General features: G+C 71.2%; 16 protein-coding genes. 6 read left to right on the top strand and 10 right to left on the bottom strand.

Features of this window, described 5'->3' with window-relative positions; genetic code table 11:
* Window positions 1–453: 453 nt before the first annotated feature.
* The 7 genes from WMF17_RS27690 to glmU form a co-directional block, all read right to left on the bottom strand.
* Complete coding sequence (locus WMF17_RS27690; RefSeq protein WP_437596164.1) at window positions 454–807, bottom strand: Na+/H+ antiporter subunit G; 354 nt, start codon at window positions 805–807, stop codon at window positions 454–456.
* Window positions 804–1,082, bottom strand: coding sequence for a K+/H+ antiporter subunit F (locus WMF17_RS27685; RefSeq protein ID WP_433927343.1), 279 nt, complete (start codon window positions 1,080–1,082; stop codon window positions 804–806). The genes WMF17_RS27690 and WMF17_RS27685 overlap by 4 nt, the downstream gene beginning before the upstream one ends.
* Window positions 1,079–1,573, bottom strand: a complete 495-nt coding sequence (locus WMF17_RS27680) for a Na+/H+ antiporter subunit E (protein ID WP_437604318.1) — start codon at window positions 1,571–1,573, stop codon at window positions 1,079–1,081. Before WMF17_RS27680 ends, WMF17_RS27685 begins: the two co-directional genes overlap by 4 nt.
* Window positions 1,573–3,231 carry a monovalent cation/H+ antiporter subunit D gene (locus WMF17_RS27675; RefSeq protein WP_437644120.1) on the bottom strand — a complete coding sequence of 553 codons (1,659 nt, stop codon included), beginning with the start codon at window positions 3,229–3,231 and terminating at the stop codon, window positions 1,573–1,575. The genes WMF17_RS27680 and WMF17_RS27675 overlap by 1 nt, the downstream gene beginning before the upstream one ends.
* Window positions 3,228–3,572 carry a Na+/H+ antiporter subunit C gene (locus WMF17_RS27670; RefSeq protein WP_433927340.1) on the bottom strand — a complete coding sequence of 115 codons (345 nt, stop codon included), beginning with the start codon at window positions 3,570–3,572 and terminating at the stop codon, window positions 3,228–3,230. The genes WMF17_RS27675 and WMF17_RS27670 overlap by 4 nt, the downstream gene beginning before the upstream one ends.
* A complete protein-coding gene (locus WMF17_RS27665; protein WP_437644119.1) occupies window positions 3,573–6,488 on the bottom strand; it encodes a monovalent cation/H+ antiporter subunit A in 2,916 nt (971 codons plus the stop codon). It abuts the gene before it with no gap.
* A gap of 188 nt (window positions 6,489–6,676) precedes the next feature.
* Window positions 6,677–8,038 carry a bifunctional UDP-N-acetylglucosamine diphosphorylase/glucosamine-1-phosphate N-acetyltransferase GlmU gene (glmU, locus tag WMF17_RS27660; protein ID WP_437644118.1) on the bottom strand — a complete coding sequence of 454 codons (1,362 nt, stop codon included), beginning with the start codon at window positions 8,036–8,038 and terminating at the stop codon, window positions 6,677–6,679.
* A gap of 228 nt (window positions 8,039–8,266) precedes the next feature.
* Here glmU and WMF17_RS27655 point away from each other — a divergent pair, with 228 nt between their 5' ends.
* A complete protein-coding gene (locus WMF17_RS27655) occupies window positions 8,267–12,133 on the top strand; it encodes a hypothetical protein (RefSeq protein ID WP_437644117.1) in 3,867 nt (1,288 codons plus the stop codon).
* Window positions 12,130–13,635 carry an OmpP1/FadL family transporter gene (locus WMF17_RS27650; protein WP_437596159.1) on the top strand — a complete coding sequence of 502 codons (1,506 nt, stop codon included), beginning with the start codon at window positions 12,130–12,132 and terminating at the stop codon, window positions 13,633–13,635. The genes WMF17_RS27655 and WMF17_RS27650 overlap by 4 nt, the downstream gene beginning before the upstream one ends.
* On the opposite strand, the gene WMF17_RS27645 is transcribed toward WMF17_RS27650, so the two are convergent.
* The 3 genes from WMF17_RS27645 to WMF17_RS27635 all read right to left on the bottom strand — a co-directional run bounded on the left by WMF17_RS27645 (window position 13,601) and on the right by WMF17_RS27635 (window position 17,381).
* The gene (locus WMF17_RS27645) at window positions 13,601–14,101 is read right to left on the bottom strand and encodes a host attachment protein (protein WP_437596158.1); all 501 of its coding nucleotides are present in this window, start codon (window positions 14,099–14,101) and stop codon (window positions 13,601–13,603) included. The genes WMF17_RS27650 and WMF17_RS27645 overlap by 35 nt on opposite strands.
* Before the next feature lie 318 nt (window positions 14,102–14,419).
* Window positions 14,420–15,382 (bottom strand): prolyl aminopeptidase, encoded by a 963-nt coding sequence (gene pip, locus WMF17_RS27640; RefSeq protein ID WP_437596157.1) that lies wholly within the window; start codon window positions 15,380–15,382, stop codon window positions 14,420–14,422.
* 163 nt (window positions 15,383–15,545) lie between these two features.
* The gene (locus tag WMF17_RS27635) at window positions 15,546–17,381 is read right to left on the bottom strand and encodes an AMP-dependent synthetase/ligase (protein WP_437596156.1); all 1,836 of its coding nucleotides are present in this window, start codon (window positions 17,379–17,381) and stop codon (window positions 15,546–15,548) included.
* 231 nt (window positions 17,382–17,612) lie between these two features.
* On the opposite strand from WMF17_RS27635, the gene miaB reads away from it, so the two are divergent.
* The 4 genes from miaB (at window position 17,613) to WMF17_RS27615 (ending at window position 21,464) form a co-directional block, all read left to right on the top strand.
* Window positions 17,613–19,097, top strand: coding sequence for a tRNA (N6-isopentenyl adenosine(37)-C2)-methylthiotransferase MiaB (gene miaB, locus WMF17_RS27630; RefSeq protein ID WP_437596155.1), 1,485 nt, complete (start codon window positions 17,613–17,615; stop codon window positions 19,095–19,097).
* 1 nt (window position 19,098) lies between these two features.
* Window positions 19,099–19,677: a gamma carbonic anhydrase family protein gene (locus tag WMF17_RS27625; RefSeq protein WP_437644116.1), complete on the top strand. Its 579-nt coding sequence runs from the start codon at window positions 19,099–19,101 to the stop codon at window positions 19,675–19,677.
* 18 nt (window positions 19,678–19,695) lie between these two features.
* Window positions 19,696–19,896, top strand: a complete 201-nt coding sequence (gene thiS / locus WMF17_RS27620) for a sulfur carrier protein ThiS (protein ID WP_437596153.1) — start codon at window positions 19,696–19,698, stop codon at window positions 19,894–19,896.
* Between the two features lie 122 nt (window positions 19,897–20,018).
* On the top strand, window positions 20,019–21,464 hold the full coding sequence (locus WMF17_RS27615) for a VanW family protein (RefSeq protein ID WP_437644115.1): 1,446 nt from the start codon (window positions 20,019–20,021) through the stop codon (window positions 21,462–21,464).
* The last annotated feature ends 329 nt before the right edge of the window (window positions 21,465–21,793 follow it).

The raw sequence follows: 21,793 nt of genomic DNA, 5'->3' as shown, positions 1-21,793 counted from the left end.
TGGAGAGGAGACCACGCGATGACCGAGAGTCTGCGGAAGCCCGGGGCAGGCGAAGGGCAGCCCGAGACGGGCGAGGCCGAGCGCTTCCATTCGTTGCTCGTCCCCGTCGATCTGACGCCCATTTCGGACCGCGTCCTCGGCCGGGTCGCACTTCTGCCTCTGGCCGATGGAGCTCGCGTCACGCTGCTTCACGGGGTCGTGGCGGCAGCCGCGCGCTCCGGGACACCTTCCTCGGCTCGACCGCGGAGCGCGTCATCCGCCGCGGGCAGCTCCCGGTTCTGGCGGTCCGGCTGGCTCCTCGCGCGACGTACAGCCGGCCCGCGGTCGCCCTCGATCTCGAGCAAGGATCCACGGAGGTGCTCGCCCTGATGCTCCGGTTGAGCTCCGCGGGGCGGCGCGCGCCGCCGCGACGCTGACGCTGCGCGCGAGCCGCTCCCCAGCCTCGAACCGCCCTCAGGAGTCGCGGGGTAGAGTGAGCGGAGGCGGAGTGTCGGCTGCTCGCGCAGCGCGGCGGCGGAACAGCGCCACACGTGCCAGGAGCAGCGTGGTCACAGGGACCGTGATGGAGAGCATGATGATGATGAGCCACGTGTGCAGCACGAGCCGGGACTCGATCATCGAGAAGTAGAGGATGCTCGCCAGCGTCACGCACCAGCTGCCGAAGGTGTACGCCAGCGCAGGGGGATGCATGCGCAGGAAGAAGTCTTGCAGGCGCAGGAACCCGAGCGCGGAGATGACCACGAACAGGCCGCTCAACACGAGCAACGCAGCGACCGCCGCCTCGACCCAGAGGGGGAGCTCGTTCATTCAATCACCTCCCCGCGCAGGATGAACTTCGCCATCGCGGATGAGCTCACGAAGCTGAAGAGCGCGATCAGCAACGCGGCTTCGAAGTACGTGTCGCTCCGGTGACGAATACCGAGCACCAGCATGACCAGCATCGCGTGGAAGTAGAGCAAGTCGAGCGCGAACACGCGATCCTGTGCCCGCGGCCCCCGGATCAACCTGATGACCACCAGGACCGACGCGACGGCGTAGCAGCCGAGCGCGAAGGCGATTGCGCCAGACAGAAGTGCGCTCATTCGAAGATCTCCCTGAGCGGCTCCTCGTAGCGAGCCTTGAAGCGGGCGACGAAGGCGCCTTCATCACCGACATCCCACACGTGCAGCAAGAGCGCGCTGCGATCGAGCGCGAGCTCCGACCACACGGTGCCCGGAACCACGGTCGTCACCATGGATAACGCGGCCAGCCCGAGGGGGTCACGCAGATCGAGGGGAACGATCACGAACCTCGACTGCGGTCGCCGCCATCGCCATGTGACCACGTCCCAGGCGATCTCGAAATTCGAAAGCAAAACGTCGTAGCCGACCCTCAGGATGAAGCGCACGACGACCAGCGGTCGCCGCACCCGGACATTCGTCAGTCGCAGGGCCGAGGTAAGGAGCGGCACCGCCAGCGCGAGCCCCAGCCCCAGGACGATCTGGCCCGCGCTCGTGGAGCGCGCGAGCGCGAGCCACAGCGCGAACAGAGCGGCGGACAACAGCGGCGCGGGCACGAGCTTCTCGACGAAGATCACGGCGCCTCCTCCTCTTCGATCACGGAACGCGTCGGTCCCGGACGAGGCCTCATCGACAAGACGGCCTCGATGTACGCCTTCGGCGAGTGCAGCCCCGCGGCCGTCGCGCTCGTGGTGCGCAGGACCGGCTCAGCGCACAGCGTGAGCAAGATGCAGCAGAGGATGAGGCCGAGGACGGAGGCGGCCTCGACGGCCTTCAAGCGGGGCGGAAGCCGCCCACCCGACGACCAGAAGTATCGAATGCCCGCCCTCGCGAGGGAGATGGTGGCCGCGAGCCCCGAGAGGAGCAGCAGCCCGAAGAGCATCCACGCAGCGGGCGGGATGGGGGCGCCGGCGCTCGCGTGGCCGTCCCCTCGGGGCGACAGGAGGGCGGTCAGCAACGAGGCCTTCGCGACGAAACCCGAGAGCGGCGGCAGCCCTGCGACGAGCATGGCGCAGACCATGAACGCCAGGCCGAGCAACGCAATGGACACCGGAAACGCGCGGGCGACGAGCGGCGCCTCCTCGTCGTCGAGGTTCGTGTCCTCGCCCGGCTCCACGTCGAGGTCCGGCACCCGCCGCTGTCCATCGGAGCCGATGCGCTCCACCAGCTCGACGAGGAGGAAGAGAGCGCTCACCGCCAGCGTGGCGCTCAGCATGTAGAACAGCGCCGCCGACGTCACCGCGGGGGTCCCCGTCCCGAGCGACGCGAGGAGCGTCCCCGACGACACGATCACCGAGAAGCCCGCGATGCGCCCGAGGGACATGGAGGCCATGAGGCCGATCGCGCCGAAGGCGATGGTCGCGAGCCCCGCGTAGAGCAGGACTGTCCCCCCGAACTGCGCCGAAGCGCCCGCGGAGAAGAACAGCGTCCACAAGCGCAAGAGCACGTAGATGCCCACCTTGGTCATCAGCGCGAAGAGCGCCGCGACAGGCGCGCTCGTGGCCGAGTAGGCCGGCACCAGCCAGGCGTTGAGGGGCCAGATCGCCGCCTTGATGAGGAACGCCACGGCGAGGACCGCCGCGCCTGCATGCAAGAGCCCGCGATCGCGCGCCGGGACGAGCGCGAGCTTCTCGGCGATGTCGGCCATGGAGAGCGTGCCCATGACGCCGTAGAGCACCGCGAGGCCAACGAGGAAGAGCGACGACGCGAGCAGGTTCACCGCGATGTAGTGGAGCCCCGAGCGCACCCGCGGCCACCCGGATCCATGAAGATGCAGGCCATACGACGCCGCGAGCATCACCTCGAAGAACACGAAGAGGTTGAAGAGGTCCCCCGTGAGAAAGGCGCCGTTGAGCCCCATCAATTGAATCTGGAAGAGCGCATGGAAGTACGCGCCCGCGCGACCCCACGCGGCTTCCGCGTAGAGGGCAGCGCAGAGGCTCACCACGCCGACCAGCACCAGCATGAGCGCAGAGAGCCGGTCCGCGACGAGCACGATCCCGAAAGGCGCCTCCCAGTTCGACATGAGATACACGCCAGCGGCGCCGGACGAACCGCCAGCGTCGGCGCCGCGCAGGATCTCCAGCGCCACGAGCAGGCCCGCCAAGGCCGCGCCGATGTTGGCGATCGACTTGGCGCGCTTGCGCTTCTGACCCAGCAGGAGCAACAGGGCCGCCGTCATCAGCGGCAGCACGACGGGCGCGACGATGATGTGCGGGAAGCGCTCGGTCATGGCTCCTCCCTCGTTCCATCCACGTGGTCGGTGCCGCTGAAGCCGCGCGAAGCGAGGAGCACGACGAGGAAGAGCGCCGTGGTCGCGAAGCCGATCACGATGGCCGTGAGCACGAGGGACTGCGGCATCGGATCCGTGTAGTGCTGAAGATCGGCGGGCACGCCAGGTCGCACGAGCGGTGGCTTGTCGATGAAGATGCTCCCCATGCTGAAGATGAAGAGGTTCACCGCGTAAGAGAGCAACGTGAGCCCCATGATCACCTGGAAGGTCCGCGGACGCAGCACGAGCCAGATCCCGGATCCGCCGAGCACACCGATGACGAGCGCGAGCAGGGCTTCCATCTAGCTCGTGCCCTTGCTCGTCGACGACGCCGGGCTCTGTGCTGGTCGCCGGTGTGCACGCAGCGACTGGTGAGCGAGCGCCGTGAGGGTGAGGAGCGTCGCTCCCACGACGACCGCGAACACGCCGAGGTCGAAGAAGGTGGCGCTCGGCAGGTGTACTTCGCCGACCAGCGGCAGCCTGACATGCGCGGTGTGCGTCGTGAGGAAGGGATAGCCGACGGCGAGCGCCCCAAGGCCCGTGGTCGCCCCGAGCAGCAGTCCAACGGCGATCCACCGCACCGGACGGAGGCGCGCGCGCGCCTCCAGCCAGAGCGCCCCCGAGACCATGTACTGCATGAGCATCGCGATCGCGACGACGAGGCCGGCCACGAAGCCGCCGCCTGGCTCGTTGTGCCCACGAAGAAGGAAGTGCGCTGCGACGAGGAAGGAGACCGGCAGGAGCAGGCGCGCGATGACCGCCGGCACCATCATGTATCCGCGCGCGGCGTCCTCGGCCGTGCGCGGCTTCACGAGGTCGGTGACGACGTCGGCCGGAAGAGTTCTCTGTTGCTGGGGCTGCTCGATGCTCTCCGGGGGCGGTCGAAAGCGGCGCAGGAGGGCGTAGACCGTGAGCGCGACCGCGCCGAGGACCGTGATCTCGCCGAGCGTGTCGAAGGCACGAAAGTCGACGAGCATGACGTTGACGACGTTGGCGCCTCCTCCCTCCGGCAGCGCGCGGCTGAGGAAGAACGGTGAGATGCTGTGCGGCGCCGGCCGGGTCAGCATGGCATAGGAGAGCGCGGCGAGACCGCTGCCGGCGCCGATCGCGAGCAGCAGATCGCGCCCGCGCCGCATCCTGTCGCGGGCCGTGACAGGCCTCGAAATTCCTTCGATGCGCATCGGCAACCAGCGCAGCCCGAGCAGGAGCAGGATGGTGGTGATGACCTCCACGACGATCTGTGTGAGGGCAAGGTCGGGCGCCGAGAACCACATGAACGTCAGGCAGGTGACGAGGCCCGCGCCGCCCATCAAGGTGATCGCGATCAGCCTGTGGAACTTTGCCATCACGGCAGCGCCGACCGCGCAGACCGCGCCGATGACCCACAAGAGCACGAACGCGGGCGACGCGGGGAGCCGGTCCCGGTCGCCCCACTCCAGCGGGACGCCACGCGCCGCGAGGAGCGCGAGGAGGAGCGCAACCGCGATGATCACGAACATCTGCGTCTGAAGTCGTCGAGTCCCGACGAGCCGAAGCACCCTTCGCGAGAGGCGCGTGAGCCCGAACAGCGCGCTCTCGAACAGCCGCCTTGCGTTGAGCCGTCCGACGAAGGGCGCGTCCTGGAGCCGCCCCTGCTCCTGATGCTTGCGCAACCAGAGGTACCCAACGACGCCGCCCGAGATGGCGACGAGGCTCATGACGAAAGGCAGGTTGAAGCCGTGCCATACGGCGAGGCTGTACTCGGGGAGCGTCCCACCGACCACGGGGCGGGCTGCCGCTGCGAGCGATGGCCCGATGGAGATCGTCGGCGCGATGCCGACGATGAGGCAACTGAGCACCAGGAGCTCCATCGGTGTCCGCATCCACCGCGGGGCCTCCTCCGGCTGGCGAGGGAGATCGGTCGACGGCGGGCCGAAGAAGATGTCGTAGCCAAAGCGCAGCGAGTACACGACCGCGAAGATCGCCGCGATCGTCGCCGCCACCGGGAGCACCACCTCCACCGAGGGGTGCGCGGACAAGAACATCGTCTCGGCGAAGAACATCTCCTTCGACAGGAAGCCGTTGAGCAGCGGCACGCCGGCCATCGCGCCGCTCGCCACGAGCGCCAGCGCGCCGGTGCGAGGCATGGAACGAATCAGGCCATTCAAGCGACGGATGTCGCGCGTCCCGGTCTCGTGGTCGACGACGCCCGCGGCCATGAACAGCGAGGCCTTGAACGTCGCATGGTTCATGATGTGGAACACGCCGGCGACGGCGGCGAGCGAGCTGTTGAGCCCGAAGAGGAGCGTGATGAGGCCGAGGTGGCTGATGGTCGAGTAGGCGAGCACGCGCTTCAGATCGTTCTGGAACATCGCGATGTACGCGCCGAGCAGGAGCGTCGTCATGCCCGCGCCGCTGACGATCCAGAACCACAGCTCGGTCCCCGACAGCACCGGCCAGAGCCGCGCGAGCAGGAATACGCCCGCCTTCACCATGGTCGCCGAGTGCAGGTAGGCGGACACCGGCGTCGGCGCGGCCATCGCCCGCGGCAGCCAGAAGTGAAACGGGAATTGAGCGCTCTTGGTGAGCGCGCCAAGTAAGATGAGGACGAGCGCGGCTGGGTAGAGCGGGTGTGCCCGCACGTGGTCGCCCGAGGCGAGGGCCACATCGAGATCGTAGCTGCCGACGATGTGGCCGAGGAGGATCACGCCTCCGAGGAGCGCGAGCCCGCCCGCGCCGGTCACGGTGAGCGCCATCCGCGCCCCCCGCTGCGCGTCCACCCGGTGATGCCAGTAGCCGATGAGCAGGAACGAAACGAGGCTCGTGAGCTCCCAGAAGACGACGAGCTGAATGAGGTTGCCCGAGAGCACGACGCCGAGCATTGCGCCCATGAACGCGAGGAGGAACGCGTACAGGCGCGCCACCGGATCCTCGGGGGACATGTAGTAGCGCGCGTACAGACAGACGAGGGCGCCGATGACGGTGATGAGCACCGCGAACATCCACGCGAACCCGTCGATCCGAAGGACCAGATCGAGACCGAGCGAAGGCACCCACGAGATCGTCTCGCGGATCACGCCCCCGTCACGCACCTGCGGGAACAGGCTGATGACCCAGATCGCCGCGCCGGCCGACACGAGCCCTGCGCAAGCCGCGAGCTCGGACCGTGCCCGCGTCGGCAGGACCGCGGTGAGTACGCTTCCGAGAAATGGCAAGAGGAGCAGGGCCGCCACAGGCATGGCGCGCGAGTGTACTTGCTGGCCGCACCGGTTTCAGCCAAAAGGTGGGAGGGGTCGCAGCGCTCGCGACACCGACGACAAAAGCTCTCTAGCGGAAGACACCGTGAGCTAGAACAGGATATCTCGCGGTTCTCGACATGCCGCGCGACCTCGTCGGCCCGGGGTCGGAGGTCGCGCCGCCGCGCCCGCTACTTCTTCGCCGCGCCCTTCAGCCTCGCCTTGAGCTTCGCGGCGTAGCCTTCCTTGTTCTCCTGCTTCACCCGGCCGATCGCCAGCGCGTCCTCCGGCACGTCGCGGGTCACGGTCGTGCCCGTCGCCACGTAGGCGCCCGCGCCGATCTTCACCGGCGCCACGATCTGCGAGTCGCTGCCGATGAAGGCGCCGGGGCCGATCTCGGTCCGGTGCTTCCGGAAGCCGTCGTAGTTGCAGAAGATCGTCCCGGCGCCGACGTTCGCGCCCTCGCCGATGTCGCCGTCGCCGAGGTAGGCGAGGTGGTTCGCCTTCGCGCCCTTGCGGACCACCGTCTTCTTCGTCTCGACGAAGTTGCCGATGTGCGCGTCGGCCTCGATCTGGCTGTCCGGGCGGAGGTGCGAGAACGGCCCGATCTGCGCGCCGGCCCCGATCGACGACTGCGAGGCCACGGTGTACGGCTTCACCGTGGCGCCCGCCTCGACGACCACGTCCGTGAGGACCGAGCCCACGTCGATGCGCGCGCCCGCGCCGATCCGCGTCTGCCCCCGCAGCACCGCCGCGTGCTCGATCACCGCGTCCGGCTCGACCGCCACGCCGGCGTCGACGCGGGCGCTCGTCCGGATCGTGACGCCGCTCCGGCGCAGCCGGTCGGCGATGCGGCCGTAGAGCGCCTCCTCGGCGGCGGCGAGCTGCGCGCGGTCGTTGATGCCCACGAGCGAGCCGGCGTCCCGCGCGACGACCACCGCGGCGCCGCCGGCCTTCGCGGCCTGCGCGACGATGTCGGTCAGGTAGAGCTCGCCCTGCGCGTTGTCCGTCGTCAGCCCGGCCAGCGCGCGCTCCAGGAAGGCGCCGCGGGCGAGGTACACGCCGGGGTTGATCTCGGTGATCGCGCGCTCCTCGGGGCTCGCGTCCTTGTGCTCGCGGATGCCGATCACGCGGCCCGCGCCGTCGCGCAGGATCCGGCCGTAGCCCGTCGGATCGGCGACCCGCGCGGTGAGCATCGCCATGGGCGCGTCGCGCGCGCCGTCGAGCGCCCCGCGGAGCTGCGTGAGCTGCTCCGGATCGAGCAGCGGCGTGTCGCCGCACAGGATCAGCACCGCCTCGGCGGTCGCCTCGAGGTGCGGCATGGCGCAGCGCACCGCGTCGCCCGTGCCGCGCTGCTCGGCCTGGAGCGCGGTGCGGACGTTCTTGCCCTGGGCGCCGAACGCCCTGTCGAGGTAGCCGGAGACCTCGTCGCGGCCGTGGCCGACGACGACCACGACGTCCGAGGCGCCGGCGGCCAGGGCCGCGTCGACGACGTGGTGGATCATCGGCCGGCCGCAGAGCTCGTGGAGCACCTTCGGTCGGGCGCTCTTCATCCGAGTCCCTTGTCCGGCAGCGAGAACGACAGCGGTGAGCGGGGTGGGTTGGGCGGTCGCCATCGCCCCGCAGCCTATCACCCTCCGCCCCGCCGCCGTCCCTGTCGCCGCGCAGTGAGCCTGGAGAATGCGCGCCGCGTCATCGCCGCCCTCACCTACAGGCACGAAGTCCTACGCAGCTGGAGCGGAATCGTCTACCCTGGCGGTGTCTCGGGGAGGTTGTCGTCCATGCGCAGACGAACGCTGCGTTCCTCGGCCGCTTGTGTGCTTCGGCTGGCTGCGCTCGTCGCGTCCGGCGCTGCGGCCGCTTCATGCCATGAGCCGCTCGACACGACGCGGCGGGCGCCGCCCACGGTGGCGGTGGGCCACGGGCTGGGCGACGACGTCTTCGGCATGCTCTGCGACCGCGTGGGCGCCTCGAGCCTCGTCGAGGACCCCACGGGCGCCTCGTACCAGCGTGTCTGTCACTATGACCGCGAGGGCCGGTACGAGGACGAGGTCGACGTCTCCCTGCTGCCGCCCGTCTCCGGCGAGCGGGCGGAGCGGGCGCGCAGGCGCGGCGTGGCCAAGGTGGAGGCCATGGCGCGGTGGCGCGGCGACCTCGTGCGCGCCGTCAACGCCGCGGTGCCGGACGTCGAGATCGACAACCTCGCGCCCGGCGAAGGGGGCGGCGAGATCCGGCTGCACGACGCCTTCCTGAGCCTGTCGCACACGATCGCGCCGCTCTACGAGACGAACCCGTTCGACCCGAGCCCCGGGGCCGAGGCGGTCCTGCCGGCATCGACGCGGGGGCTCGGGCGGCTCCTTGACGCGTTCATCCACGGCAGCGCGGAGAACGCGGCCCGGGACGAGGGGGAGAAGAAGACACGGCGAGAGCGGGCGCCGATCGACTGCGACCGGGCCGAGGAGGGGGCGGAGCTCGTCTGCGCCCTCTCCAGGATCTGGGGGCGCCAGGGCTACCGGTCGGCGGAGGTGGGGCTCGGCGCGGTGCGCGCGGCGCTCGCGTACCCCGGCCTGCGCCCGATGACCGTGGCGGCGCTCGACACGATCGGCCCCGGCGGGCCGGGGGCGCCCGCGCTCCAGGCGCTCTTCGCGGCCGGCAAGCAGGAGCTGGCCGCGCTCTCGCCGGAGGAGCGGGCGCCGCTCTCGGTCGACGCGCCCACCGCGCAGCCGAGCCGCCCGCGCACGCTCCTGGAGCTCGCGCAAGCGGCGCTGCTCGCCGAGCACGACGCGTTCGCCTCGCCGCCGTCGAGCTTCATCGCCCGCCGCGACGGGCGCGGGTGGGTCCTCCCCCGGGGCGACGGGGTCCCCGCGCCGTTCGCCGACGCCGACCGCGATGGGCTCGCCGACGTCGACGCGTCCGGCAGGTTCGTGGACGAGCGCCGCGCGCCGCTCGCGATCGACCCGCCGTTCGCCATCCCCGGGGTCACCTCGCCGCCGCGGGACGACTTCGGGCGCCTGTCGCCGGAGCTCTACGCCTACGTCGACACCTCCGAGACGCTCCTCGGCGCGGCGCTGCGGGCGATCGTGCCGCTCGTCGACGGGACCCGGTACGCGGGCAAGGACGACCCCGAGCCGTGGAAGACCGAGCACGAAGGCCTCATGTACGCCCTCGCCGGCGCGTACCTGCTCTACGGCGACCGCGAGGAGGCCCGCCACGACCCCCGCAGCGACCGCATCGTGCCGGCGGGCGAGGCGTGCGACGGCTGCCTCGCCTACCGCCGCTTCCGCGGCGAGGACTCGCCGCTCGCCGACCTCGCGCACGCGCTCGGCCAGGTGCTCGCCGACAAGGACTCGGACGTCCTCCTCCTCACGCTGATCGAGCTGCTCGAGGACCACGAGGCGGAGCTCGCCCGCATGACCGGCGCGGCGCTGCGCATCCGCGATCTCGCCCGCGAGCACGACCGGCTGGCCGCCGAGGGCGCGGAGGCGGCCGCGCAGATCGACGGCGAGGCGCCGCTCTGGGACGAGCTGGCGGTGGTGCTCGACCGGGCCGTCGAGCAGCCGGGGCTCGTGGCGCGCCTGATGGAGGCGCTCGCGAGCGACGCGCTCCTCGCCCCGCACGGCAGCGCGCAGCACGCGGGCGACGCGATCGCGACGATGCTCAGGAGCCGCGACATGTACGCCTACGACCCGGCGGTCCTGAACGGCCCGGCGATCAACCTCACGGTCGGGGCGCCGTCGACGGCCGACCCGCGGACGCCTGTGGACCCGACGAAGCCCAGGATCGGCGACAACCGCTCGGCCATGGAGCGGCTGATGCACCTCATGCACGACACCGCCGGCGTCCGGCAGTGCAACAAGGAGGGCGCGACGGTGAGCGCCTTCGAGGTCACGGTGCCCTTCCTCGAGTTCGATGAGTGCGAGCTGTTCCAGATCGACAACCTGGCGGCCTTCTACCTCGACTCCCTGCTCCCGGAAGGGGACGGCAAGAAGGCAGAGCTCAAGGTCAAGCCCACCGTCCTCGCGCTCGTGGTGACCGATTCGGTGCTCGAGTCCTCGAGCGGCATCGACGGCCTGACGGGCCACCCCACGCCGGCCGCGCTCAGCCGGCTCATCTACTTCGGGGCCGACTCGGGCAGGTTCCCGGGGCTCGTCGATCTCGACCCGCTGCGGGACCTGACGAACTCGACGACGAACCTGTTCATCTCGGGGACGCTCGAGCCGGCCGGCACGATCCACTGCCCGAAGAACGCGCTGGGCGTGAACGCGTGCAGCTCCCCGGAGAACCTGATCCGGATCCGCCACCCGGGGACGACCTTCCTCATCGAGCGGCTCGGGCTCGGCGCGTACCTGAGCCCCATCGTGAAGGCGTTCGCCGACGTCGCCCCGGACACCACCGGCGAGGAGATCCTGATCGATCTCTTCAGCACGGCGTACCGGCACTGGCCCGGCAAGGAGCACGGGCCGGAGTGCATCAAGGCCGGCTCGCCGGCGACGAACACCGCGTACTGCTCGGAGGCGGGGGTGAACAGCTACGAGCCGCTCCTGGCCGACGCGCTCCAGGCCGAGGACGTCATGGCGTCCTCGGTGGCGTTCGCCGGGATGCTGATCGACCCGTCGGCCCCGGTGACGGTGCAGCGCGGCCCCAGGGCCGAGCAGACCTGGACGAAGGCGCAGGCGATCGAGAAGCTCGCGCGGATCTTCTTCAGCACCCGTCACGCGGCCAGCGTGGGCATGGTCGACCGCTGGGGAAAGAAAAGCGCGACGTGGGCCGACGGCCGGACCCAGGACCAGCTCACCGCGTTCACCCTCCTCGCCGACGCGCTGAACGGGATCGACGCGCGCTTCGAGCAGAGCGCAGCGCCCGACGCGATGGCGCGAAAGGGCCAGTGGAAGCGCGCCACGGACGAGCTCGTCGACGCGCTCCTCGCGGTCGAGGGATCAGGGCCGGAGACCCGGTTCAAGAACCGCGCGCTGCCGAGGATGGGCGCCCTCGTGCTGCGCGTCCTCCGCGAGCAGCTGAACGCGCGCTGCCCCGATCGCGAGACGACCGGGCGGTGCGTCTGGGCGCAGGAGGAGCTCGGCAGGAAGGTGAGCGACATGGTGAGCCACCCGCTGTTCGCCGCCGCGGCCGACGTCTCGGAGGCGATCCGCGCCCACGAGCCGGCGCGGCGGGAGCTCGAGCGGTTCCTCACCTACCTGCTCGACGAAGGCGCCGGCGGCGCCCCGCTCCGCGCGCTGCTGGCGACGCTGGCCGACGCGCTCCAGCTGCTCGGCGACGAGGACACCCTGCTCCCGGCCCTGAAGGCCGCGTCGACCGCGCTGACCCCGGCGGGCGACCCCGGCGGCCCGGGCGCGGCCGACGCGGGGCTCGAGGCGCTCAGGGCGCTCAACGACGATCGGTACGACCGGTATCACGCGATGGATCACGTCCTCCCGGCGCTCGTGACGCCGATGGACGACGGCCGCGCGCCGCTCGAGGTGTTCCTCGACGCGTTCGCGGACGTGCACCGCGTCGAGGCCGCGAGCGGCGAGCCGCTGATGGCGGAGGACTACCGGCAGGTGTTTCTCACGGCAAGGGACTTCCTGACCGACGAGACCCGCGGGCTCGAGCAGCTCTACACCATCATCAGGAAGCGGCCTCGCGAGTGACCCGCGCGCGTCCATCCACGCTCCGCGCCACGCTCCTCGCGGCCTCCGCCGCCGGCGCGCTCGCGCTGCTCGCGGGCGACGCCGGCGCGGCCGGGCTGTACTTCACCGAGCGCGGCGTCCGGCCGTCGTCGCGCGGCGGGGCGTACATCGCCGGCGGCGACGATCTCGGGGCGATCGCCTACAACCCCGCGGGCGTCTACGAGGCGGGCACCCAGGTCCTGCTCGACGTCGGGCTGTTCGAGTGGCGCAGCGAGCACACGCGCCAGGCGATCGTGCGGCAGGTCGATCCGAACACCGGCGAGCCGACGGGCGCGAGCTTCGTGCAGACGATGGATCCCGTGACAGGCAGCGCGCCGGTGCTGCCGATCCCCACGCTCGCGGCGTCGTTCCGGGTCGACCCGCGATGGGTCGTCTGGGGCGGGATGTGGGCGCCGTACGCGGCCCTCTCCAGCTACCCGGAGCAGGTGAAGGGCATGCCGGCGCCGCAGCGGTATGCGCTGTTCACCCTCGAGGGCTCGGCGCTCGCGTTCCTCGGGGCCGGCGCGGCGTACGCGCCGTCGCCCGAGTGGCGCCTCGGCGCCGCGCTCGGCGCGCTGGTCGGCACGCTCAACAGCCGGATGGTGGTCTCCGGGTGCGTCCCGGAGCGGATGTTCTGCGCGCCCGAGGATCCGGACTGGGACATCCACTCCGAGCTCACCGTCGGGCCCATCGTGGCGCCGACGGGCCAGCTCGGGGCGCTCTTCATCCCGACCCCGCGATGGCGCATCGGCCTGGCCTTCCAGCTGCCCGTCTGGGTGCGCGCGCCGGCCACCTTCAGGGCGCGGCTCCCCGCGGCGCCCGTCTTCGAGCGCGCGGTCCAGGAGGGCGAGGACGCCGACATCTCCTTCGATCTGCCCTGGATCCTCCGCGCCGGCGTGGAGGCGCGGCTCGTGGACGACCTGCGCGTGGAGCTCGGGCTCGGCGTCGAGGGCTGGGGCATGCACGACGACATCCGCGTCGAGCCCGACGGGGTGGTGCTCCGGAACGTCGCCGGCTTCCCCGAGGCGTTCCGCGTGCCCCCGGTCGTGGTCCCCCGGCGGTTCGAGAGCTCGCTCTCCGCGCGGCTCGGCGGCGAGTATTCCTTCGAACTCGCGGGCAAGCGGTGGGCGCTGCGCGCCGGCGTGAGCCTCGAGCAGAGCGCCGTCCCGCCCGAGTACCTCTCGGTCCTCACGATCGACGCGACGAAGCTGACGACGGCGGCCGGCCTCGGCGTGCACCTCGGGAGGTGGCGCCTCGACGCGAGCTATGCGCACGTCTTCGCCGCGGACGTGAGGGTCGACCCGAGGGAAGCGCGCCTCCCGCAGGTGAGCCCGGTGCAGGGCAATCCGCCCGAGAACCCGAACACCATCAACGGCGGCGCGTACGGCGCCCGCGCGAACGTCGTGGGGCTCGGCGTCGCCTACACCTTCGACGAGCGCGCGAGCGGCGCTACACCGCCCGCAGCTCGCGCAGCCGCTCCGTGAGCCGGGGGCCGTCGAGCCAGCTCAGGTCCTTGTCGACGCTCGTCTCGATGTGATGGCTGACTTGCTTGCTCACCGTGCTGCGGAGCAGGCCGAGGAAGTGCGGCGGCGCGATGAGCACCAGCGAATCGTAGGCGTGCTCGTTGAGACCCTTCTCCAGCACCTCCGCGAGCTCCTGGGCGAACTTCTGCTTCTCGACCTCCTTGGGATCGGTCTCGGGCGCCGCGCCGGACCGGCCGAGGTACTGGCCGCCCGCGCCGCCGCCGAGGTTGCCGTTCCCGCCGGGGGTGCCGTTCGGCTTCCGGCCGTGCGCATCGGCCATCAGATCCCGCACGCGCGCCCGGCTCTCGTCATGATTGTAGGACTCGAGCAGGGTAAAGCCCTTGCCCGCAGGCTCTTCACGGTAGAGCTGGGCACGGCTTGCGTCGGAGACCAGGATCCACGTCTTCCGTGCTGCCTTGTTTGCCATAAGCCTCCACAGGGAATCAACCCTTCGCTTTGTCTACGTTAAAGACCGACCCCGCACATCGCAAGCGGCCGGAGAGCCCAGACCGGCGGGATTCGACCGGATTGCACGCCGCGACACCGGATCGAGCAGGCTCATCCACCTCGTGCAGCGCGAATTCGAGGAGAGCGGGAGACGGCGAGAGCCCCTCAGGAAGTTGTTGAGGGACAAATACGGTCGTCGGTGTACGAGAGGGGGCCGCTCCTCGGCGTCGCCCTCGGTCGCCTGCGCGCGCTCTGCTCGGCGCGCGCTCGGGCCGGCGCCCCTCCGCCCGCGCGCGCCTCAGCGGAACCGGTCGGTCGCCTCGACGAGCTCGTGCAGGATGCCGGGCTCCATCGCCGAGTGCCCCGCGTCCGCCACGATGCGCAGATCGGACTGGGGGAGCGCGCGGTGGAGCGCCCACGCGCTCTCCGCCGGACAGACGACATCATAGCGGCCCTGCACGATGACCGTCGGGAGATGGCGGATCCGGTGCGCGTCGTCGAGCAGCTGCGTCTCCGACGTGAAGAACCCCTTGTTCATGAAATAGTGGCACTCGATCCGGGCGAACGCGAGGGCGAACTGCTGTCCTGACGTCTTCGCGACCAGCTCCTGGTTCGTGAACAGGCAGCTCGTCCGCCCCTCCCAGACGCTCCACGCCCGCGCCGCCTGCTGCTGCACCTTGGGATCGGGGCTCGTGAGCCGCCGGTGGTAGGCCGTGAGCAGATTGCCCCGCTCGGCCTCGGGGATGAACCCGAGGTACTCCTCCCATGCGTCGGGGAAGATGGCGCTCGCGCCTCGCTGGTAGAACCAGTCGAGCTCCTGCTTCCGCAGGAGGAAGATGCCGCGCAGCACGAGCTCCGTCACCCGCTCCGGGTGCTTCTCGGCATAGGCCAGCGAGAGCGTGCTCCCCCACGAGCCGCCGAACACCTGCCAGCGCTCGATCCCGAGGTGCTCGCGGAGCGCCTCCATGTCCGCGACGAGGTGCCAGGTGGTGTTCTCCTCCAGGCTCGCGTACGGCGTGCTCCTTCCGCTGCCCCGCTGGTCGAAGAGCACGATCCGGTAGACGGCCGGGTCGAAGAAGCGCCGCTGCTTCGGCTCGGTGCCGCCCCCGGGGCCGCCATGCACGAAGACCACCGGCTTGCCGCGCGGATTGCCCGACTCCTCGAAATAGATCTCGTGAAGATCGGAGACGCGGAGCCTCCCGGCGCGGTACGGCTCGATCTCGGGATACAGCGTTCGCCTCTGGGTGCCTGTCGTCGTCATGCCGCTCCCGTCCGTCGACCCGGCGTGAAGCCCGCGTCAGCGCGCGCCAGCCTACGCCAAGGCGCGCCGGGAGGGGAGAGGGCGTGGAGGGGAAAGGGAGGGGAACCGCGGGGGGCGGCGGTGGCCACCGGCCGGGAGGCGCCGGCCGGGGGGCGCCCGCGGATCAGCCGGCCGGCGCGGCCTCGCGCGCCTCGGGCCTCGCCGCGCCGCTGTACAGCGCGTCGAGCGCGGGCGCGTACTTCTGGAGCGCCACGCGCCGCTTCAGCTTCAGGGTCGGCGTGAGCATCCCGTTGTCCGCGGTGAAGTCCTCGGCCGAGAGGGCGATCTTCTTGATCTTCTCGAAGGACTTGAAATCCGTGGCGTACTGGTCGACCTCCGCCTGGAGGTGCGCGACCACCCGCGGGTGCTTCAGCATCGCGTCGGGCGACTCGAACGAGAGCCCCTGGGCCCGCGTCCACTCGGCGAGCGCCGTCATCTCGGGCACGATCAGCGCCACGTTGAAGGGGCGGTTGTCGCCGTAGATCATCGCGCCGTTGATCAGCGGAGACAGCTTGATCTTCTCCTCGAGCGGGGCCGGCGCGACGTACTTGCCGTTCTCCAGCTTGTACTGCTCCTTGATGCGGCCCGTGATGTAGAGATAGCCGTCGTCGTCGAGGTAGCCCAGATCGCCTGTGCGGAAGCCGCCGTCCTCGGTGAAGACGGCCTTGTTCTCCTCGTCGCGCTTGTAATAGCCCACCATGACGTTCGGGCCGTAGATGACGATCTCCCCCTGCTTCGGATCGTGCGTCTCCGACTTGTCGATGACGACCCGCACCCCCGGGATCGCCTTGCCGACGCTGCCGAGGCGGCGGGCCCCCGGGTAGTTCACCGTGGCGACGGGCGACGTCTCGGTGAGGCCGTAGCCCTCGTAGACGGTGATGCCGAGCGCGTCGACGAACTCGGCCACCTGGTAGGAGAGCGCCGCCCCGCCGCTGATCGCGTACTTCAGCTTGCCGCCGAACTTCGCGCGGATCTTCGAGAAGATGACCCGGTCGGCCGCGGCCAGGGTGAGCCGCTCGACGAGGCCGAGGGCCTCGCCCTTGTTCTGCCTCGTCGCGGCGCGCAGCCCGGCGCGGAACAGGCCCTGGATGAGCGCGGGCTTCTCCGTCATCTGCTTCTGCACGCCCTCGTAGATGCGGTTGAAGATCCGCGGGACGCTCATCAGCACGGAGGGGTGCACCTCGGCGAGGTTCGCGACGATCTTGTCGACGGACTCGCTCAGCGCCATCGACGCGCCGACCGTGATCATCACGTGGAGCTCGCCGGTGTGGCCGAACGAGTGGGCCCACGGGAGGAACGACAGGCTCCGGTCGCCGTTGCCGAACGGGATGAGATCCAGCACGGCGCAGACGTTGGAGGCGATGTTGCCGTGCGAGAGGATCACCCCCTTGGGATTGCCGGTCGTGCCCGACGTGTAGATGAGGCACGCCGTGTCCTTCGACGTCGGCTGGATGGCCGGCGCCGGGCTCTCCTCGCCCGCGGCGAGGAGCTCCTTGTACGAGGTGGTCCGCGCGCCGGGGACGCCGTCGCCCGCCCCGCCGGGCTCGAACAGACAGACGAGGTGCTTCAGCGAGGGCGCCTTCTCGGGGAGATCCTTGCACTTGCCGTGGATCTGCGGCGTGGCGACGATCGCGGCCACGGCCTCGCAGTCGTTGATGATGAACGCCCACTCTCCCGGGAGCTGCGCCTCGTACATCGGCACGACGGCGACGCCCATGCTGAAGCAGGCATAGGCCGAGACCGCCCACTCCACACGGTTGTTGGAGATGAGGGCCACCCGATCGCCCCGCTGGACGCCGAGCGACGCCAGGCCGCCGCGAAACCTGGCGACGAGCTGCCCGAACTCGGCATAGGTGATCCAGTCCCAGCGGCCCTCGGTCTTCGTACCGAAGATCGGCTGGGGACCATGAAGCTTCAGTGAGCGATCCAGCAGTTCTACCAGGTTTTCCAGTTTCGCCATCGGGTCTCCTCCCGGCCCGATTTTTACCATGGTAACGCGCCGGCTCTGCGTCCTTTCGGCGGCGCGCGACGCTTGGGGGCACCGGGCCGGGCCGGCGCCGCGTCTGTCCCGCCCGGGAGCGTCGCGTCGCGCGGGAGGCGGCGCGCCGCGCGCGCGGCGCGCCGCGCACGGGCGCTTCCCGCCGCGAGGTGGCGGCCTCGGGCCCCTTCTGTTAGAGGGTGCATCGCTTCAATGCCCCGGTATTCGATCACGACGTTCGGCTGTCAGATGAACGTGCACGACTCCGAGCGGATGCACGACGTGCTCCGCCGCGCCGGCTACACCGAGGCCGGCGGCCCCGAGGAGGCGGACGTGCTCGTGCTCAACACGTGCAGCGTGCGCGAGAAGGCCGAGCAGAAGCTGCGGAGCGAGGTGGGCCGGCTCGCGCGCTGGAAGCGGGAGCGCACCGACCGGGTGGTCGTCGTGGCCGGATGCGTCGCGCAGCAGGAGGGGGAGCGCCTGCTCAAGCAGATGCGGACGATCGACGTCGTGGTGGGGCCCGACAACATCCCGGAGCTGCCGGGCCTGCTCGGCGACCTCGCGCTCGGCGGGCTGCCTGTCGCGCGCACGGTGTTCGACCTCGACGCGCCCCGGTTCCTCCTTGCGTCGCCGTCGCCCTCGTCGCGCGCCGCGCCGACGGCGTTCGTGACCATCATGAAGGGCTGCGACGAGCGCTGCTCGTTCTGCATCGTCCCGCACACCCGCGGGCCGGAGCGCTACAGGTCGAGCGACGAGATCGTCGCCGAGATCGCGGCGCTCGTGGCCGCGGGGACGCGCGAGGTCACCCTCCTCGGCCAGACGGTGAACAGCTACCGCGATCCGCTCGGCGCGCTGCCGCGGGCCCCCGGCGCGAGCGCGGACGACCCGGACGAGAGCGAGTTCGCGGCGCTGCTCCGGCGCGTCGCGGCCGACGTCCCCGGCCTCGCGCGCCTGCGCTACACGAGCCCGCACCCGCGGCACCTGACGCCCTCGCTCGTCCTCGCCCACGCCGAGCTCGCCGTGCTGCCGCGCCACGTGCACATGCCGGTGCAGTCGGGCAGCGATCGGGTCCTCCGGCGGATGATCCGCCGCTACACGCGCGCCGAGTACGTCGCGAGGACGCGGGCGCTCGTGGAGGCGGTCCCGGGGCTGACGCTCTCGACCGACATCATCGTCGGCTTCTCGGGCGAGACGGAGGACGACTTCGCGGCGACGCTGTCGCTCGTGCGCGAGGTCGGGTTCAAGGGGCTGTTCGGCTTCAAGTACTCGCGCCGCCCGCACACGCCCGCGCTGAAGCTGCCGGACGACGTGCCCGAGGGCGTGAAGGGCGAGCGGCTTTCGCGCCTGTTCGAGGCGAGCGAGGCGCTGCTCGCCGCCCACCTGTCGGGCCTCGTGGGGACGACGCAGGCGGTGCTCGTCGAGGGGCGCGACAAGGAGCGCGGCGCGGGCGGCGCGCGCGGCCAGGGCGGCGCGCTCTGGTCGGGCCGGACGGGGCGCCACGAGATCGCGCACATCGAGGGCGCGGGGGAGCTCGATCTGCTCGGCGAGGTCGTCGAGGTCTCGATCGCGCGGGCGAACAAGCACTCGCTGCAGGCCGAGCTCACGGAGGCGGCGCGCGCCGCGGCCCGGCCGCGGCAGCGGGGCGGCGCGGAGCCGACGCGGCGCTCGCTGCCGGTGGTCGCCGCCGAGGGGGGCTGACGTGGCGCTCGTCCTCGACCTTGGCGGGGCGTCGCCGCGGCTCGGGCGCGACGTGTTCCTCGCGCCGAACGCGACGGTGATCGGCGACGTGACGCTCGGCGACGAGGCGAGCGTGTGGTTCGGCGCGGTGCTGCGCGGGGACATCGGCGCGATCCGCATCGGCCCGCGGACCAACGTGCAGGACCTCGCGTGCCTGCACCTGACGAGCGGCGTCTCGGAGACGATCGTCGGCGCCGACGTCACCATCGGGCACGGCGCGATCCTGCACGGCTGCCGCGTCGGCGACGGGTGCCTGATCGGGATGGGGAGCATCCTGCTCGACAACGTCGTGATCGGCGAGGGCTCGGTGATCGCCGCGGGCGCGGTGGTGCCGCCGGGGAAGGTGATCCCGCCGCGGTCGCTTGTGCGCGGCAACCCGGCCCAGGTGATGGGCGAGGTGCGGCCGGACCAGGCCGAGCTCGGCAGGCTGGGCGCCGCGAGCTACGTGGAGAACGCGAGGCGCTTCCGGGCGGCGCTCGCCGCGGCGACCGCGGCCGGCGCGCCGGGGGCGGCGGCGGCGAGGCGCGAAGGCGGCGCGTAAGGACGAGGTGAAGAGGCCATGAAGATCACGGTGAACGGAGAAGCGCGCGAGGTGCCGGCGGCGGTCACGGTGCGGAGGCTCGTCGAGCTGCTCGGGCTGACCGAGGGGCCCGTGGCGGTGGAGCGCAATGGCGAGGTGGTGCCGCGGGCCGAGCACACGGCCGCCGAGGTCGCCGAGGGCGACGTGATCGAGATCGTGCACTTCGTCGGCGGCGGCTGAGGCTGCCCGGCTGGCAGCTCCAGAGCTCGGCAGGGCCCTCGACGGCCTAGCGATCTTCCAGTTCGTCCGCGATCCGGCTACCATGGCGAGCTGCCGTGGATACGAGGGCCCTCGTCTTTGTCTTGGCGCTCGGCGGTTCGGCGGGCGTGGGCGCCGCCCTGACGGTGCGCGACGCGCTGCCGGTCTCGCCGGTGGTCCGCGGCCTCTCGATCGGCGAGCGCTTCCTTCCGGACGGCGCCTCGCCGGCGGTCTGGCTCGAGGCGAGGCGCGACGCCCTGCGCGCGCGCGTCGTCCGGCTCCGCCACGACGACGTGGAGCTGACCTCGACGCTCGGTGAGGTGGGCGTCGCGATCGACGTCGGCGAGACGCTCGCGGCGGCGCAGCGCGTCGGCCACGAGGGCCCCTGGGCGCGGCGGCTCCGGGAGGCCCGGCGGGCGCGGCGCGGCGGGATCGACGTGCCGCTCGTGTGGGCCGTCGACGAGGCGAGGGCCCGCGCGCTCCTCGAGCGGCTCGCCCCGCAGGTCTACCGGATGCCCGTGGACGCGCGGGTCGACCTCGCGAACCGGCGCAAGATCCCGGAGCAGGCCGGCCGCGAGCTCGACATCGACGCCTCCCTCGCGGCGCTCCGGGCCGGCGACCACGACGACGAGGAGCTCATCGAGCTGCCGGTCCGGTACATCGCGCCCGCGGTCGGCGTCGACGATCTGGTGAGCGTCGACGTCAGCCGGGTCGTCGCGGCGTACGAGACGAAGTTCAAGCGGCACGGGAAGGAGGCCGGGCGCGCCGTCAACATCAAGAACGCGGCGTCCAAGATCGACGGCACCATCCTGGCACCCGGCGAGACCTTCTCGTTCAACGCCCATGTCGGCCCGCGGACGCGCAAGAACGGCTTCACCATCGCGCCGGAGATCCTGGGCGACGAGACCGTCCCCGGTTACGGCGGGGGGACCTGCCAGGTCTCCAGCACGCTCTACGCCGCGTCGCTCTTCGGCGCGCTCGACACGCCGGACCGACAGAGCCACTCCCGCCCGAGCGCCTACATCCCGATGGGGCTCGACGCCATGGTGACCTACCCCGAGTCGGACCTGAAGATCAGGAACACGCTCCCGTTCCCGGTCATGATCCACGCCTATCTGCCGGAACCGACGGTGCTCCGCGTCGAGATCCTGGGCGGCGACCCGGTGGCGGAGGTCGATCACCGCATCTCGGCCGAGCACACCGACGACTTCATCCGCCGCATCTACGTGAAGTCCGAGCTCTCCGAGGGCAAGGTGAAACGCCACCAGAAGGGCTCGTGCGGATACGACGTGCGATCCCACGTCACGCTCCGTTACAAGGACGGCAGGGCCGCCGAGCGCCGCTATACGAGCGAGTACAGGCCCGCGCCCGAGGTCTTCTGGGTCGCGCCCGACTACGACCGTTCCACGCTGCCCGAGCTCTCCGAGCACGCGAAGGCGGTGGAGGAGCTCCTCGAGGGGGAGACCCCTTCCGCGGAGGGGAAGACCCCGCCTGCGAAGGGGCAGGGCGACGGTCCTGCGGACGGGCAGGGCGACGGCTTCTCGATGTGAGCGGGGCGCGGAGGCCCTCCGCGGCCCCGCGGCTCATCTGCTGGCAGAGGTGGGCGCGCCCTGCGGCCGGCGCGAGCGCGCGCCGCCGGCCGCGCAGCCGTCGATGAGCTCGCCCGGTCGGTATTGACCTGGTGAGCGACGACTTCGGCGGAGAAAATCTCAAGATCGAAGAACGAACAACACGGCAACATCCGACAGTCGCGTGGTCCCCGCTGCGCTCCGGGAATATTCCTGTGGACGGTGGGTGACACAGGTGTAAATGGCCGTGCCAGCCGGGGGACCCGGGTGAGCTGCGACTCGGCTCGATCGCGGGCAACACGCCGGAAGCG

The sequence above is a fragment of the Sorangium sp. So ce362 genome (genome assembly GCF_051519845.1).
Taxonomy (GTDB): Bacteria; Myxococcota_A; Polyangia; order Polyangiales; family Polyangiaceae; genus Sorangium.
The sequence above is the reverse complement of the archived record's forward strand: the minus strand, read 5'-3'. Positions and strand labels throughout refer to the sequence as shown.